The 16,449-nt window shown below is 62.3% G+C and carries 10 protein-coding genes and 1 riboswitch; of the genes, 4 read left to right on the plus strand and 6 right to left on the minus strand.

Annotation, left to right across the window (positions count from 1 at the left end; genetic code table 11):
• Positions 1-15: 15 nt before the first annotated feature.
• Positions 16-1,953: a TonB-dependent receptor domain-containing protein gene (locus U0029_RS01745; RefSeq protein WP_114852171.1), complete on the minus strand. Its 1,938-nt coding sequence runs from the start codon at positions 1,951-1,953 to the stop codon at positions 16-18.
• Between the two features lie 82 nt (positions 1,954-2,035).
• Positions 2,036-2,198, minus strand: a riboswitch (cobalamin riboswitch).
• A 95-nt stretch (positions 2,199-2,293) separates the two neighbouring features.
• On the opposite strand from U0029_RS01745, the gene metH reads away from it, so the two are divergent.
• Positions 2,294-6,070, plus strand: coding sequence for a methionine synthase (gene metH, locus U0029_RS01750; protein ID WP_114852172.1), 3,777 nt, complete (start codon positions 2,294-2,296; stop codon positions 6,068-6,070).
• Between the two features lie 7 nt (positions 6,071-6,077).
• Here metH and U0029_RS01755 read toward each other — a convergent pair whose 3' ends face one another.
• On the minus strand, positions 6,078-6,842 hold the full coding sequence (locus tag U0029_RS01755; RefSeq protein WP_012418703.1) for a class I SAM-dependent methyltransferase: 765 nt from the start codon (positions 6,840-6,842) through the stop codon (positions 6,078-6,080).
• An 80-nt stretch (positions 6,843-6,922) separates the two neighbouring features.
• On the opposite strand from U0029_RS01755, the gene U0029_RS01760 reads away from it, so the two are divergent.
• A complete protein-coding gene (locus U0029_RS01760) occupies positions 6,923-7,789 on the plus strand; it encodes a helix-turn-helix transcriptional regulator (RefSeq protein ID WP_114852173.1) in 867 nt (288 codons plus the stop codon).
• On the opposite strand, the gene mutY is transcribed toward U0029_RS01760, so the two are convergent.
• A complete protein-coding gene (mutY, locus tag U0029_RS01765; RefSeq protein ID WP_114852174.1) occupies positions 7,731-8,798 on the minus strand; it encodes an A/G-specific adenine glycosylase in 1,068 nt (355 codons plus the stop codon). The genes U0029_RS01760 and mutY overlap by 59 nt on opposite strands.
• 155 nt (positions 8,799-8,953) lie before the next feature.
• On the opposite strand from mutY, the gene U0029_RS01770 reads away from it, so the two are divergent.
• Positions 8,954-12,538, plus strand: a complete 3,585-nt coding sequence (locus U0029_RS01770; RefSeq protein WP_114852175.1) for an indolepyruvate ferredoxin oxidoreductase family protein — start codon at positions 8,954-8,956, stop codon at positions 12,536-12,538.
• A 31-nt stretch (positions 12,539-12,569) separates the two neighbouring features.
• On the opposite strand, the gene cheD is transcribed toward U0029_RS01770, so the two are convergent.
• From cheD to U0029_RS01785, 3 genes are all read right to left on the minus strand, one after another.
• A complete protein-coding gene (gene cheD / locus U0029_RS01775) occupies positions 12,570-13,250 on the minus strand; it encodes a chemoreceptor glutamine deamidase CheD (protein WP_114852176.1) in 681 nt (226 codons plus the stop codon).
• A 260-nt stretch (positions 13,251-13,510) separates the two neighbouring features.
• Entirely contained in the window at positions 13,511-14,419 is a 909-nt protein-coding gene (locus U0029_RS01780) for a cell division protein FtsX (RefSeq protein ID WP_114852177.1), read from the minus strand.
• Entirely contained in the window at positions 14,416-15,087 is a 672-nt protein-coding gene (locus tag U0029_RS01785; protein ID WP_012418697.1) for a cell division ATP-binding protein FtsE, read from the minus strand. Before U0029_RS01785 ends, U0029_RS01780 begins: the two co-directional genes overlap by 4 nt.
• A gap of 250 nt (positions 15,088-15,337) precedes the next feature.
• Between U0029_RS01785 and U0029_RS01790 the strand changes: the two genes are divergently transcribed.
• Positions 15,338-16,354, plus strand: coding sequence for an amino acid ABC transporter substrate-binding protein (locus tag U0029_RS01790; RefSeq protein ID WP_012418696.1), 1,017 nt, complete (start codon positions 15,338-15,340; stop codon positions 16,352-16,354).
• The last annotated feature ends 95 nt before the right edge of the window (positions 16,355-16,449 follow it).

The following is a 16,449-nucleotide window of genomic DNA, read 5'->3' on the forward strand; positions in this document are numbered from 1 at the left end:
CCTACCCTTGCTGCCTTACATGCGCCAGGCCAGATTCAGAAAGACCGTCGAGCCCGGCGTGTTGTAGCCGCGCGCCAGGGTGTAGTCCTTGTTGAACAGGTTGTTCCAGCGCAAATAGGCCGTCAGGTTTTTGCTCACGTCGTAGGAGGCGGTGAGGTTCACCAAGCCATAGCCACCGAGTTCCTGCGTATTCGCGGCATTGGCGTAGCGCGGACCCGACCACAGGTACTCGACGCCGGCTGTCGCCGGGCCGAAACGGTGTTCCGCGCTGGCGCGGTAGATCTGACGCGCGCGCAGGGCGAGGGTGTTGCCATTGTCGCGGTCATGGGGGTCCTGGAAGTCCGCGCTGGCGCGCAGCGTGGTCTGGCCCAAGCGCTGACTGCCGGTGAGGGTGATGCCGCGCAGTTCGGCGCGACCTACGTTTTCAGGCGACCACAGATAAGAACCGTCATTGCGATCCGCCCAGACAATCAAGTCTTTGACATGGCTGCGGTAGGCCACGATGCCTGCCGTGGTGCTGTCATCCACGTAGTGGAGCGACAGCTCGATGTTGCGCGAACTTTCCGGCTTCAGATTGGGGTTGCCCACCGTGCCCCCGTCATTGCCCCAGTAGAGGTCATTGAAGGTCGGTGCGCGAAACCCTGTGTTGGCACCAATGCCGGCGCGCAGCTGCTGCGTGATATCGAAACCGTACTCGGCGCCGCCGGTCACCTTGTTGCCGTAGAGCGTGTTGTGGTCGCTACGCAGGTTGACCTGAACGTGATGGCGGTCGATGCGGGTGCGGTACTCGCCGAAGAAGGAATTGGTGATGCGCGAATCGACCCCATAGTCGATGATACGGTCCGGCGCGGGCCAAATGCTCTCAAAGAGATCGCCGCTGACGCGCTGCTTCAGGTGTTCATAGCCCAGCGTGACGGTCTGGTTGGCGGCCAGGTCGAAGGTGTTCTGCCAGGTGTATTGCTCCTGGCGCGTGCGAAAACGTGTTTCGCCGTCCTCCGGGAAGCCCCAGGTGCCAGGGGCTTGCTGATTGCGCTGCGTGTCCGTGCTTTGGCTCAGGCGCACCGTGCTGCGCCACCAATCGGTCAACTGATTGCTGCTGCTCAGCGTGTAGAGGTTGATCGTTTGATAAAGACGGTCGTTGTACTCGTTAAACGGTTTGTCAAAGCCCCCGTCGTATTGGCCCTTCATCTTGCTGTGATAGAAATCGAAGGCGATTTCCTGGCCGGGTTTCCAGGCATAGCCCAGGGACCCGGACACATCGTTCTGCTCGTAGCCGTCGCGGTCGCCGTTATAGCCCTTGTTGTACTGGCCTCCGACGGTTTTGGCGGTGGCGTTATAGCCGCGGCTGCGGCCATAACCGGCGTTCAGCGCGTAGCGCCAGCCGTCGGCAGCACCATCTAGGCCGATGCTGCTGCGGCTGGTGTCGTGCGTGCCGTAGCCGACATCGGCGCGGATGTTCAGGGGGCGGTCGCTGCCGCCCTGGCGCGTGATGATGTTGATCACGCCGCCGATGGCGTCGGCGCCATACAGGCTGCTTGCTGCGCCCCGCAGGATTTCGATGCGCTCGATATTGTCCAGAGGCATGCCCTGGAAGTTGCCGCTGCCCAGCGTGGCCGTGTTCATGCGGCGGCCGTCGATCAGCAACAGGGTTTGATTGGAGTTGGCGCCGCGCAGGAACACGCTGGTTGCCGTCTGGGGGCCGCCGGTGTGATTGATCTCGACGCCAGGCTGACGTTGCAGCAGCTCGGCGACGCTGCTTTGACCGGCGCGTTCTATCGCGGCGCGCTTGATCACGCTGACATCGCCCAGCATGTCCTGCTGTTTTTGTTGGGTCAGACTGCCCGTTACAACGACGGGCGCCAATTCGGTGGGGGTGGCTTGCTGGGCGCTGGCGGCTACGGGCGCGACACAGGCTAGGAAACCGGCGTAACGCCGGATGGAGCGGGTTTTCATCGACAGGTTCTCGGTTGACGCGCGACCCCGCACGTCGTTCTCGGGACGGGGGCCTCGACATCCCTGGCGAGGGAGGCGGAGCCCGGCTCATATCGAACCGGCTGGTATCGGGCTGCCACGGATAGCGCCGTGGGGACCGTTGCGGGGGCAGCACAGGCTGGGCCGGCGCGAATCGCCAGCCTTCCTGTTTCCCATTTCACTTTTATGCACGGAGCGATAAAAGTACCGGTTCGGGGTCGAGACTCTATCACCGCTACCGGCTAACTAGCGTTATTTTGTTACCATCCCAGCTTGTTTAGGGCGCATTTTTTGCCTTTTTGTCACCTCCAGGGCCTTCGCTGTGTCTTATCCCCGCATGCCTTATCCGCTGTCTGCTTATACGCGCGGCGCTGAGTTCGTTCGCCTTCTGGCCGAGCGCATCCTGATTCTCGACGGCGCCATGGGCACCATGATTCAGCGTTACAAGCTGAGCGAAGCGGATTTCCGTGGGGCGCGGTTCGCCGAGCATCACAAAGACCTCAAGGGCGATAACGAGTTGTTGTCGCTCGTGCGCCCGGATGTGATTGCCGAGATTCACCGCCAATATCTGGAAGCGGGCGCCGACGTCATCGAAACCAACACTTTCGGCGCCACTTCGATCGCCCAGGGCGACTATGACTTGCCCGAGCTGGCCTACGAACTCAACCTGGCCTCGGCCCGGCTGGCGCGCGAGGCCTGTGATGCCTACAGTACGCCCGAGCGGCCGCGTTTTGTCGCTGGCGCGCTGGGGCCTCAGCCCAAGACCGCCTCGATTTCTCCAGACGTCAATGATCCGGGGGCGCGCAACGTCACCTTCGAAGCCTTGCGCGCCGCCTATGTCGAGCAGTTGAACGGTCTGCTTGATGGCGGCATCGACATTGTGCTGATCGAAACCATTTTCGACACGCTCAATGCCAAGGCGGCGATCTTCGCGATCGAGCAGGTGTTCGAACAGCGCGGCGTGCGCTTACCGGTGATGATTTCCGGCACCGTGACCGATGCTTCGGGCCGCATCCTGTCGGGGCAAACCGTAGAGGCGTTCTGGAACTCGGTGCGCCACGCCCGGCCTGTGACGATCGGGCTGAACTGTGCGCTGGGCGCCGCGCTGATGCGTCCCTATGTGGCCGAGCTGTCCAAGATTTGCGATACCTACGTCTGTGTGTATCCCAATGCCGGGCTGCCCAACCCCATGGCTGAAACCGGCTTTGATGAAACGCCGGCTGACACTTCGGCGCTGCTCGAAGAGTTCGCGGCATCGGGCTTGGTGAATATGGCGGGCGGCTGCTGCGGCACCACGCCCGACCACATCCGCGCCATTGCAGACAAGATCGAAAGGCTGACGCCGCGCCAGGTGCCCGAGGTGCCGGTTAAAACGCGGCTGTCGGGCCTGGAGCCGCTCAACATCGACGAAGACACGCTGTTCGTCAACGTCGGCGAGCGCACCAACGTCACGGGCTCCAAGATGTTCGCCCGCCTGATCCGCGAAGAGCAGTACGACGAGGCCTTGGCCGTGGCGCGCCAGCAGGTCGAGAACGGCGCGCAGATCATCGATATCAATATGGATGAGGCCATGCTGGATTCGGTGGCCTGCATGCACCGCTTCCTCAACCTTATTGCTTCCGAACCCGATATCGCCCGCGTTCCCATCATGATCGACAGCTCCAAATGGGAGGTGATCGAAACGGGTCTGAAGTGTGTGCAGGGCAAGGCCGTCGTGAATTCCATCTCGATGAAGGAAGGCGAAGCGGCTTTTCGCGAGCATGCCCGTCTGTGCCGTCGCTACGGCGCAGCGGTTGTCGTGATGGCGTTTGACGAGCTTGGCCAGGCCGACACCCTAGAGCGCCGCAAGGAAATCTGCGCACGGGCCTATCGCATTCTGGTCGATGAGGAGGGCTTCCCTCCCGAAGACATCATTTTTGATCCCAATGTGTTTGCTGTCGCCACCGGCATCGATGAGCACAACCACTATGCCGTGGACTTCATCGAAGGGGTGCGCTGGATACGCGAGAATCTGCCGCATGCCCGCATGTCGGGGGGTATTTCGAACGTCAGTTTTTCCTTCCGCGGTAATGAGCCGATGCGGGAGGCCATCCATACGGTCTTCCTGTATTACGCCATTCGCGAAGGCCTGACGATGGGTATCGTCAACGCCGGCCAGCTCGGCGTGTATGCCGATCTGGACCCGGTGCTGCGCGATCTGGTCGAAGATGTGGTGCTCGACCGCGCCGAACCGCTGGGCAAGAAAGCAGCCGATGACGAGCGCACACCCACCGAACGGCTGGTGCAGTTCGCCGATACGATTCGGGGCTCCGGCGCCAAGAAAGAAGAGGATCTGCTCTGGCGCGCCAAGACGGTCGAAGAGCGCCTGGCCCATGCTCTGGTGCACGGCATCACGACTTTTATCGTCGAGGACACCGAAGAGGTGCGGCAAAAGATTGCCGAGCGGGGCGGACGTCCTATCGAGGTGATCGAAGGCCCGCTCATGGATGGCATGAACGTGGTGGGCGATCTGTTTGGCGCCGGCAAAATGTTCCTGCCTCAGGTGGTGAAGTCCGCCCGCGTGATGAAGCAGGCGGTGGCGCACCTGGTTCCCTTTATCGAAGAAGAGAAGCGGCAGATCGCGGCGGCAGGCGGCGATGTGCGGGCCAAGGGCAAGATCGTGATCGCCACCGTCAAGGGCGATGTGCACGACATCGGCAAAAACATCGTTTCTGTGGTCTTGCAATGTAATAATTTCGAAGTCGTGAACATGGGCGTGATGGTCCCGTGCGCGCAGATTCTCGACAAGGCCAAGGAAGAAAACGCTGACATCATCGGCCTGTCTGGCCTGATTACGCCCAGCCTCGAAGAAATGGCCTATGTGGCTTCCGAGATGCAGCGCGACCCCTATTTCCGCGACCGCAAGACGCCCTTGATGATTGGCGGGGCCACCACCAGCCGCGTGCATACCGCCGTGAAGATCGCGCCCAATTACGAAGGGCCGGTGATTTATGTGCCGGACGCCAGCCGCTCGGTCGGCGTGGCGACTAGCTTGATGTCTGATCAGGCTCAGGCCTATCTCGATGAGCTGGCGCAAGAGTACGAAGACGTGCGCCGCCGCCATGCCAACCGTAAGGCCACGCCCCTGATGCCGCTGGCCGAGGCGCGGGCTGCGCGGCCGCAGATCGATTGGGCGGCGTATACACCGCCGCGCCCGAAGTTCATCGGCCGGCGCACCTTCAAAAGCTATGACCTGGCCGAGATCGCGCGCTATATCGATTGGGGCCCCTTCTTCATGACCTGGAGCCTGTTCGGGCCTTTCCCGGCCATTCTGGACGACAAGGTGGTGGGCGAGCAGGCGCGCAAGGTCTATGCCGACGGCCAGGCCATGCTCAAGCGCATCATCGAAGGCCGCTGGCTGACCGCCAACGGCGTAGTGGGTTTTTACCCGGCCAACCGCATCAATGATGAGGATATCGAGGTCTATCGCGACGAAACCCGTCGGGAGGTGCTCTTTACGTATCGCAACCTGCGCCAGCAGGGCGTCAAGCGCGAAGGCGTCAGCAACAAGTGTCTGGCCGATTACATTGCGCCCAAAGACAGCGGCAAGCTGGATTACATCGGCCTGTTCGCCGTGACCGCCGGCTTGGGCATCGAGAAGAAAGAGGCCGAATTTGATGCGGCGCTGGACGATTACTCCAGCATCATGCTCAAGTCGCTGGCAGACCGACTTGCCGAGGCCTTCGCCGAGTGCCTGCATGCGCGAGTGCGGCGCGATCTGTGGGGTTATGCGGCTGACGAAACACTCGACAACGAAGCGATGATTGCCGAAAAATACGTGGGCATCCGACCGGCGCCGGGTTATCCGGCCTGCCCGGAGCATGTCGTGAAAACCGATATGTTCCGTGTCCTTGAAGCCGAGGACATCGGCATGGAGCTGACGGAGAGCTATGCCATGTTCCCGGCTTCCAGCGTGTCGGGTTTTTACTTCAGCCACCCTGATTCGCAGTACTTCAATGTCGGTCTGATCGGTGAGGACCAGCTGGCCGACTATGCGGCCCGCAGCGGCCGCAGCGAAGACGATCTGCGGCGCACGCTGGCGCCGAATCTGGGCGGTTGAGCCCGGCTCAGGCCGGCTTGTTCACCACGATGACGGCGGTGTCACTGGTGAACGAGCCATCCTCCTGGATTTCAAAGTGCTGTTTGACCGGCTGCGGGGCAATGGCGGTCATGTCGCGCAGGGCGCGCACCAGGGCTTGCGGCGTGCGCATGCGGGCCACCCATGAAGAGAACTCCAGGGGCAGGCGGCGCATCGTCAGGCTGCGCAAGGTGAAGCCGGCCTCGGCCAGCATCGTGAGCCATTCCGCCTGCGAGTAGTCGCGCACGTGCGAAGTGTCGCGCAGCACTTCGATGGTTTGTATCCAGGTATCCAGCAGCGCCTGGCCGGGCGACACCACGTCCGCGAACACGGCGATGCCGCCCGGTTTGAGGACGCGGCATGCCTCGCGCAAGCCCTGGCCGGGGTCTTCCCAGTGATGGGTCGAGAAGCGGCTCATCACCAGATCGAACTCCCCATCGGCAAAGGGCAGCCGCTCGGCCTTGCCCTGACAGGTGCGCAGATTGTTCAGCCCGCGCCGGGCGGCCTCGGCCGCCACCACGTCCAACATCGATTGCGATAAGTCGTAAGCCACCACTTCTGCGGCCCGCGGCGCGACATGAAAACTGACGTGCCCCCCGCCGCAGCCCAGATCGAGAACGCGGGCGTCCGCCCTCGCCCATGAGGCCATTTCCTTCAGGTCTTCGCCCTGGGCGTGGACGGCGCTGGTCAGATAAGCTGAAGCCTGGGGGCTGAATTGCCGCTGGACGGCGGCGTCGTGGCTGGGAGCAGTCATGCTGTTTCCTGCTGGGGGTTGGGATAGCGGCTAAGATAAGCAAACATAAATACCCGTACAAGACCATAGCTTATCCTGGTATGAATACTGCTACCTCCGGTTCTACCTTACGCCGCCAGACGCTGGGCGAGTTCGTGCGCAGCGCCCGTTCGCGCATCACGGCGCAAATGGCGGGACTGCCCTCGGGTTCGCGCCGCCGCACACCGGGCTTGCGCCGCGAGGAGGTCGCTCAGCTCTCCGACATCAGTGTTACCTGGTACACCTGGATCGAACAGGGACGCGAGGTTTCCGTATCGCCTGCGGTCTGGTCGCGTATCGCCAACGTCTTGCAACTGGCCCGCGCCGAACGCGCTTATCTGTTCGAACTGGCCGAATGCGCCGACCCGCAGCATCCCAGAGATGAGCCGGCGGGTACGGCCGGTGGGCTGCTACAGTCCTGCGTTGATGAGGTGGCTGCGCCTGCCTATGTGTTGGACCGGGCCTGGTATGTGCTGGCGAGTAATGCCGCCATGCGTGATTTGTTTGACCATTGGCCGCAGCGAGATCCGCAGCCCAATCTGCTGCGCTATATCTTTCTGGACCCGGCCGCGCCTGAACTGGTGGTGGACTGGGAACAGCGCGCGCGCCGCGTCGTAGCCGAGTTCCGCGCCGATGCCGGCGCGCATCTGGACGAGGCCGACGTGCGCGGCCTGATCGACGAGCTCATGCGCTCCAGTCCCGTCTTTGCGCATTGGTGGACACGCCATGCGGTGGTCGAGCGCGAAGGCGGGCTACGCGATTTTGGTCATCCGAGACATGGCTTGCTGCGTTATCAACAAGTCACTTTCCGCCTGGCCACCCATCCGGAACTCAAGCTGGTGATGCTGTTGCGCGGGCCCGATGACGCAGCTAGAACGACAGCATTGGAGGGAAACCCTCCTGCGTCAGGCCCAACAGCAATTTCTTGATCGGCGCGGGCAGCGCGATCGTGTTCAGCGCATCGGCAGGCACCCAGCGTTGCGGCAGGCTGGCTGAACACAGCCCAGCGGCATGCACCGGCACATACCAGGGACGGACATGCAAACGGTAGTGGGTAAACGTGTGCGCGAAGGCAGCCAGTGCATAGTGCGCGGCGGGCTCCAGGCCCAGCGTCCGGGTGGCGTTGTCGGCATCGCCTGCCGCATCGAATTCCGGCAGGCTCCACAAACCGCCCCAGATGCCGGGCGATGGCCGCTGTTGTAAGAGGATGGCGCCTTTGTGCTCCAGTACCAGCATGCTGATCTGGCGCTCCGGCACGGCGCGGCGTGCCTTGGGCGTGGGCAGCTCCTGCTGGCGCCCGTCGCGGCGCGCGATACAGGTGGCCGCCACGGGGCAGTTTGTGCAATCGGGTTTGCCGCGCGTGCATAAGGTGGCTCCCAGATCCATCAGGCCCTGGGTGTAGGCCGTCATGTCCAGATCCGGCACGGCTGCCACCAGGGATTCTGCTAGGGTCCAGAGCGCTTGCTCTGTTGCGCGTCGGGATGGATCGCCCTTGATACCGAAATGGCGGGCGAACACGCGCTTGACGTTGCCGTCCATGATGGGAGAGCGCTCGCCATAGGCGAAGGCCGCGATGGCCGCCGCAGTCGAGCGTCCGATACCGGGCAGGCTTGCGATGCGCGCTGCGTCCGGGGGAAAGGCCCCGCCCCAATGCGCCACGATGTCCTGCGCGCAGCGATGCAGATTGCGCGCGCGGGCGTAATAGCCCAGGCCTGCCCAGTAAGGCATGACCTCTTCCTGGCTGGCGGCCGCCAGCGTCTGCACATCCGGGAAGCGCGCCAGGAAACGCTCGTAATAGGGGATAACGGTGGCGACCTGGGTCTGCTGCAGCATAATTTCTGAGAGCCAGATCCGGTAAGGGTCGCGGGTGTTCTGCCAGGGCAGTCGGTGACGGCCGTGGCGGGCTTGCCAGTCGGCGATGAGGGCGGCGAATTGCATGGCGGAATTATCGCATCGCCCTATTGCGGGGACGGTTAGCGGCGAGTAAAAAGAAAGAAAACAAAAAGGCGTAAGCGTCCGGCGTAACGGTCCATGTGCCCCAAAAGGGCTGTTCCGGGCACGTTTGTCGGATATTCCACACCAACGGAGTAGACATGAATGCCCCTCTCACGCCCGCGCAGCGCGCGGCGCTTCAGTCCGTTCACCTGGACGACAAATTCACCCTTGAAACCGGCCGCGCCTGGATGAGCGGCATCCATGCTCTGGTGCGCCTGCCCATGATGCAGCGCGAGCGTGACGCCCGTGCCGGGTTGAATACGGCCGGCTTTATTTCCGGCTATCGCGGTTCCCCCTTGGGCGGCGTGGACCAGAACATGTGGAAGGCCGCCAAATATCTCAAGCAGCACCACATCGAGTTTCAGCCTGGGGTCAACGAAGACCTGGCCGCCACGGCGGTATGGGGCTCGCAGCAGGTCAATCTCTTTCCCGGGGCCAAATACGACGGCGTATTCGGCATGTGGTACGGCAAGGGACCCGGCGTGGACCGCTGCGGCGACGTCTTCAAACACGCCAATGCGGCCGGTACCTCGCGCCATGGCGGCGTGCTGGTCGTGGCGGGTGATGACCATCCGGCAAAGTCCTCCACGCTGCCGCACCAGAGTGATCACATCCTCAAAGCCTGCATGATCCCGGTGCTGTTTCCGTCCAGTGTGCAGGAAGTCCTGGATTTCGGTCTGCACGGCTGGGCCATGAGCCGTTACGCGGGCGTTTGGGTCGGCTTGAAAACCATCACCGACATCGTTGAGGTCTCGGCATCGGTCGAGGTCGATAGCGAGCGTGTGCGCATTCTGCTGCCCGAGGATTTCACCCTGCCACCGGACGGCCTGAATATCCGCCTGCCTGATACGCCCCTGCAGCAGGAGGCCCGCCTGCTCGATTACAAGCTCTATGCAGCGCTGGCCTATGCCCGCGCCAACAAGCTCAATCGCGAACTCTGGAGCGTGCCCAACGACCGGGCGCGTTTTGGCATCATTACCTCGGGCAAGGCCTATCTCGACACGCGCCAGGCGCTGGCCGATCTGGGCTTGTCCGAAGCGGTCTGCCAGCATATCGGCCTGCGCTTGTTCAAGGTGGGCATGGTGTGGCCGCTTGAGGCCACCGGCATGCAGCAATTCGCCGAAGGCCTAGACGAAATCCTGGTGATCGAAGAAAAGCGCCAAGTCATCGAGTATCAGCTCAAGGAAGAACTGTTTTCCTGGATCGGCACAGGCAAGAAGATCCCGCGTGTCGTGGGCAAATTCGATGATAAGGACGGTGGAGAGTGGTCGGTGCCGCAGGGCAACTGGCTGCTGCCGGCGCACTATGAATTCTCGCCGGCCATGGTTGCCAAGGCCGTGGGCGCGCGCCTGCTGCGTCTCGAATTGCCTGAAGCGGTGCGCGCCGGCATCGAGGCCCGGCTCGCTTTCATTGCCGAACGTGAGAAGGCGCTCGCCAAGCCCCGTCTGGTGGTGGACCGCAAACCCTGGTTCTGCTCCGGCTGCCCACACAATACCTCGACCCGCTTACCGGACGGCTCACGGGGGCTGGCCGGTATCGGCTGCCATTACATGGTTACCTGGATGGGCCGCAACACCCAGGTCTTTACGCAGATGGGGGGCGAAGGCGTGCCCTGGATCGGGCAGGCGCCCTTTACCGAGGAAAAACATGTGTTCGCCAATTTGGGCGACGGAACTTACTTCCATTCCGGCCTGCTGGCGATCCGTGCGGCGGTCGCCGCCCGGGTGCCTATCACCTACAAAATTCTGTTCAATGATGCCGTTGCCATGACCGGCGGCCAGCCGGTTGACGGGCCCATCAGCGTGCCCATGATTACGCAGCAGATGGTGGCGGAGGGCATCGAGAAAATCGTTGTTGTGACCGACGAGCCCGAAAAATACCAGGGCATCAGCGGTCTGGCGCCCGGCGTGCCGGTCAGGCACCGCGACGACCTCGACAGCGTCATGCGCGAGCTGCGCGAGCATCCGGGCGTGTCCGTACTGATCTATGACCAGACCTGCGCCACCGAGAAACGCCGCCGCCGCAAGCGCAATGCCTACCCTGACCCGGCGCGCCGTGTGCTGATCAATGAGCGGGTGTGTGAGGGCTGTGGCGACTGCTCCGAGAAATCCCATTGCCTGTCTGTCGAACCGCTGGAAACCGAGTTTGGCCGCAAGCGCAGCATCAACCAATCCAGCTGCAACAAAGATTTTTCCTGCCTCAAGGGTTTCTGCCCCAGCTTTGTGACGGTCGAGGGCGGCAAGCTGCGCCGGCCGCAAGCGCTGGCCCAGGACGGAGATATCGCGGCCGGCCTGCCTGCGCCGCAGACCGCGGCCATCAAGGGCCACTACGGCATCTTCATTGCCGGCGTAGGCGGCACGGGTGTGGTGACCATCGGACAGTTGATCGGCATGGCGGCCCACCTGGAGGGCAAGGGCTGCTCCGTGCTAGACATGGCGGGCCTGGCCCAGAAGGGGGGGGCGGTTTACTCCCATGTGGTGCTGGCGCTCACCCCCGGTGAACTCATGAACACGCGGGTTGCAATGGGCGAGGCCGATCTGGTGCTGGCGGGCGATCTGGTCGTTGGCAGCAGCCAGGAAGCCGTGGCGCGCATGCGGCCTGACCGTAGCCACGCCCTGATTAATACCGATGTTGCGCCTACCGCCGCCTTTGTGCACAACCCGGACTGGACGCTGCCGGGTTCGGATCTGCAGGCAGATCTCGGTCGCGCCTGCGCTTCGGTGGACCGCATTGACGCGGCCGCGCTGGCCGTGGGTTTGCTGGGCGATGCGATCTATGCCAATCCGCTCATGATGGGTTATGCCTATCAGAAGGGCTGGTTGCCCTTGAGCGAGGAGAGCCTCTTGCGCGCCATCGAGCTGAACGGCCAGCAAGTGCCCAATAACCAGGCTGCCTTTGCCTGGGGGCGTCGCGCCGCCCACAATCTGGCGGCGGTGCAAAGCCTGATCGCCCAGGGCGAGATGGAACTTGTCGAACTGCGCCGCGGCGAACCTGCTGTGGTGGATTTCAAACGTCCGGCCACCGATCTCGAACACATTGTCGAGATGCGCCGCGATGTTCTGACGGCTTATCAGAATGCCGCTTACGCGCAGCGTTACACCGACCTGGTCACCAAGGTGGCGCAGGCCGAGCGTGCCGCCACGGGCACGACGCGTCTGGCCGAGGCGGTGGCGCGCAACTACTTCAAACTCATGGCCTATAAAGATGAGTATGAGGTGGCGCGTTTATACAGCGACGGCGAGTTCATCAAGAAAGTGGGGGCGCAGTTCGAAGGCGACTGGAAGCTCAAGTTTTATCTGGCTCCCCCTCTGAGCGCTAAACGCGACGCCGAAGGTCATCTGCAAAAGCGCGCTTATGGGCCAGGTATGTTGCGCGTTTTTTCCTTGTTGGCCCGGCTGCGCTTTCTGCGCGGTACGGCTTTCGATATATTCGGCCGTACCGATGAGCGGCGCGCCGAGCGCGAGTTGATCCGTGAGTATGAACAACATATCAGCGCCATCATCGGCAAGCTCAGCCGCAGCAATCTTGAAAAGGCCGTGGAGCTGGCCAGTATTCCTCAGGAAATCCGTGGCTATGGCCACGTTAAAGAGGCGGCCATGGCCCGTGCTGCGCAAAAGCGCGAGCGCTTATTGCAGGAGTTCAGCGCTTCGGTAGTGAGCATAGACGGCGCACGCGCTGCCTGATCCAGGTGCGGGGGGCAGAGCCCCCCGCGTTTCAGGACTCTACGTTGGCGGTAGGGCGCAGGGGGCGCTTGAACATGTCGACCTTCATCTTGGGCGCGTCGAAGCGCTCGACCCGAGGCGTGGAGCGGGAGTTGTCCTGCGCTTTCTGTGCGGCCAGTTTCTCCCTGTGGGCGATGACTTCCTCTGCCTTGGCGTGATGGGGGGCCATTTTGCGCACCAGTACGCGGCCGTCGTAGGGGAAGTAATGAATCCTACGGGCATGGGTATCGCCCAGATCCTGCGCTCGCACGGGAATGTTTTCGGTTTTTAGATAGCTCAGCACGAACTGGCCATTGCGCTCGCCGATATTCATTTGCTGCATGGCGCTGAGCACGGCTCCACCGCCAAACACCTTCGCTTCAAGGCGGTCGCGCGCTGCCCCTGCCTTGAGCAGTTCGTTGATCAACACTTCCATGGCGAAGGCGCCATAGCGCATCGTCGCGGAGGCGGGTGACTGCGCGTCGCCATCGGGCAGCATGAAATGGTTCATGCCGCCGATACCCGTGAGCGGGTCGCGCAGACAGGCAGCTACGCAAGAGCCGAGCACGGTCGACAACATCAGATCCTCGCCCTTGGTGACGAAATACTCGTTGGGCAGAATTTTGACGGCGTGGCGCTCAAAGGTGCTGTCGTAATAGTGGCGCGAGGCGCGCGCATCCAGGCGGACGGACATAGGGGCAGTCTCAGCGAAGATCAGGCTGCGAAAGCCGGATAAATAATTTCAACTTGTTATTATCCTTCTCAATATTTTTCAGAACAAGGACGAAATCGGGGCGGCAACAGGTTGAGGTGTGTTTGAGTCGATTCCGTCAAAGCACTGCAACAGTGCGGGCGCTCGGGCTTGTAGGGGGCCCGTAGGGATGGCGGCGGAAAAACCGCCCATTAGGCCACTGTAGCCAAAAACGGGCGGTTTCTTTCCTGGGAACAGCGCACTTAAAAGCGCGTACTGCGGGTCACTGACCAACGGGCGGATAGCGCACCCAGCACGCCGGCGGTGATGACCGCAAAAGCTAGGGCCGGGAATTCGGGCAGGCGTAGGGCGAATTCGGCGCCATAGCTGCGCGCCAGCCCCAGCAGGGCATAGTTCAAGGGGATAAGGGCCGCGGCGGCCCCAGCGATCGCCAGCAGCGCGGCCAGGGCGCCGGACAGGGCTCCCTGGTAGAGAAAGGGACGGCGCACAAAAGACTCGGTCGCGCCGACCAGCCGGGCCACGGCGATTTCTTCGCGTTGTGTCATCGCCTGCATGCGCACCGTGTTGAACACGGTCGCCAACACCACAACCGCTACGCAGATCGCCAGAAAAGCCAAGCCCAGGCGGCCGAACTGCAAGATAGCTTCCAGGCGCTGTACCCATGCGCTGTCCAGCTGAACCTGATCGACGTACTGCCACTTGCGCCAGCCATCGGCCAGGCTGGCGGCTCGATCAGCGAGATCATCGTCACCGGCCAGTGTCACGACCACGGCATCCGGCAGAGGATTGTCGGGCAGCACGGCCAGCGCCTCCTCCCAGGCGGGATTCTGGCGCAGCGCCTTCAGGGCCTGCTCGCGCGGCACCAGCCGCACGGAGGCGATCTGATCGCCGAATTCGCGGCCGATGCGGTCGGAAATGGCGGCGGCCGCGCCGGCAGGTGCCGCCGGTTGCATATAGAGCGTCAGCTCCGGCGTGACCGAGATCTGGCGCGCCAGGGGCTGCACCGAGACCAGCACTGCGCTGCCCAACAGCGGCAGGGCCAGCACCAGCGCCATGACCAGCAGGTTGGTCAGCGAAGAAAAGGGTTGCGCCGCCAGCCGCTTGAGCGTGATGGACAGCGCGTAATGATGTTGCCGCAGCCAGGATTTCATGCCGCATCCTCCTGCGTATCGTGAAACTTGCCGTGATCGATGCTCAGTGTGCGGCGGGTGTAGCGCACCATCAATGGCTGGTCGTGCGAGGCGATCAGGGTCGTGACACCCACGCGGTTGAAGTCACGGAAAACACTCATGATGCGCTGGGCGTTGTCGTCGTCCAGGTTGGCGGTAGGTTCATCTGCGATCAGGATGGCGGGCCGGTTGACGATGGCGCGGGCGATGGCCAGGCGCTGTTGTTCGCCGCCGGACAATTCGATCGGATTGAGGTCTTCTTTGCCGGCCAGGCCGACTTTGTCGAGCGCGGCGCGCGCACGGGCGGCAGCCGTATCCGACGCCTGGCCGAGCACGGACAGGGGCAGCATCACATTGGCCAGCGCGCTGCGGTCATAGAGCAGGCGGGTGTCTTGCAAAATGACGCTCACGGCACGGCGCAGATAGGGTCTGGCGCGCGCCGACAACTTGTCCAGCCGCTGGCCATGCACCAGGATGGAGCCTCGGGAGGGCGGCTCCAGGCCTGCGATCAGTTTGAGCAGCGTGGATTTGCCCGCACCCGAAGGGCCTGAGACAAAGACGAATTCCCCCGCCTCAACACGGAAGTTGATGTCGGCCAGAATATTGCGGCCGCGCCCATAGGATTTGAAGACGTGCTGGAATTCGATCATGGCGAACCGGAAAATGAAGCCGCAATATTAACTCTGCCCAGTGTCAGACGCTAAGGCGGGATTGTCTGGCCGACCCGGGTTGGGACAAGTCTTATGTTGCGCCAGGGAGAGATATGTCTGTCCCCAAAATGTGGGGAAATACGGAAAGGGATATCCCTCATGTCCCCACATTTAGGCAACCTTTACCATCCGCCAAGCGCGTCGGCTCATCAGGCCGATGTTTCGATGTTGTCCTTACACGGAGCTAAACATGAAAACACTGAAACTGGCAGCCTTGAGCGCCGCTCTGTTCGCCGCATCCACGGCCGCGCAAGCGGGAACCACCTTCGATAACGTCAAGAAAAAAGGCTTTGTGCAATGCGGTGTATCCACTGGCATTCCCGGTTTCTCCATCGCTGACAGCAAGGGTGAATGGAAAGGCCTCGACGTCGATCTTTGCCGCGCCGTGGCTGCGGCCATGTTTGGCGACGCCTCCAAGTTCAAGGTTACGCCTCTGAACACCCAGCAGCGCTTCACCGCGTTGCAGTCGGGCGAAGTGGACGTGCTGACGCGCAACACCACCCTCACGCTCTCGCGCGACACGACGCTGGGCCTGGCTGACGTGGCCGTCAACTACTACGACAGCCAGGGCGTTATGGTGTCCAAAGACCTCGGCGTCAAAAGCGCCAAGGAACTGGGCGGCGCCACGGTCTGCGTGCAGCCTGGCACCACCACCGAGCTCAATCTCGCTGACTGGTTCCGCAGCAACAACATCGAGTTCAAGCCTGTCGTGATCGACAAGTATGACGAAATCGTGCGCGCCTTCTCGGCGGGCCGCTGTGATGCCTTCACGACCGACAAGTCGCAGCTAGCCTCCACCCGCACCACGCTCGAGAAGCCCGACAACTACGTCATCCTGCCGGAGGATTTCTCCAAAGAGCCTCTGGGTCCCATGGTGCGTCAGGGCGATGAGCAGTGGTTCAACATGATCCGTTGGACGCTTACCGCCATGATCGAAGCCGAGGAATACGGCATCACGTCCAAGAATGTCGAAGAAATGACCAAGAGCGGCAACCCCAATATCCAGCGTATTCTGGGTGTGACGCCGGGCATGGGGAAAAACCTCGGCGTGGACGACAAATGGGCGTATAACATCGTCAAGCAAGTGGGTAATTACGGCGAGAGTTTCGAGGCCAATCTGGGTAAGAACAGCCCGATGAAACTGGAGCGTGGTATGAACGCTTCCTACAAGCACGGCGGTTTGATGTACGGCTGGCCGATCCGCTAAGCAAGGGGTAGTTGGCCGGGCGCGATCCGCCCGGCCCGACCCGTGCGGAGCGGGTCGCATGGGTGGCGATGCCGCCTTCAATCCGTTATTTACAG

It is taken from the genome of Bordetella avium (assembly GCF_034424645.1).
Lineage (GTDB): Bacteria > Pseudomonadota > Gammaproteobacteria > Burkholderiales > Burkholderiaceae_B > Bordetella > Bordetella avium.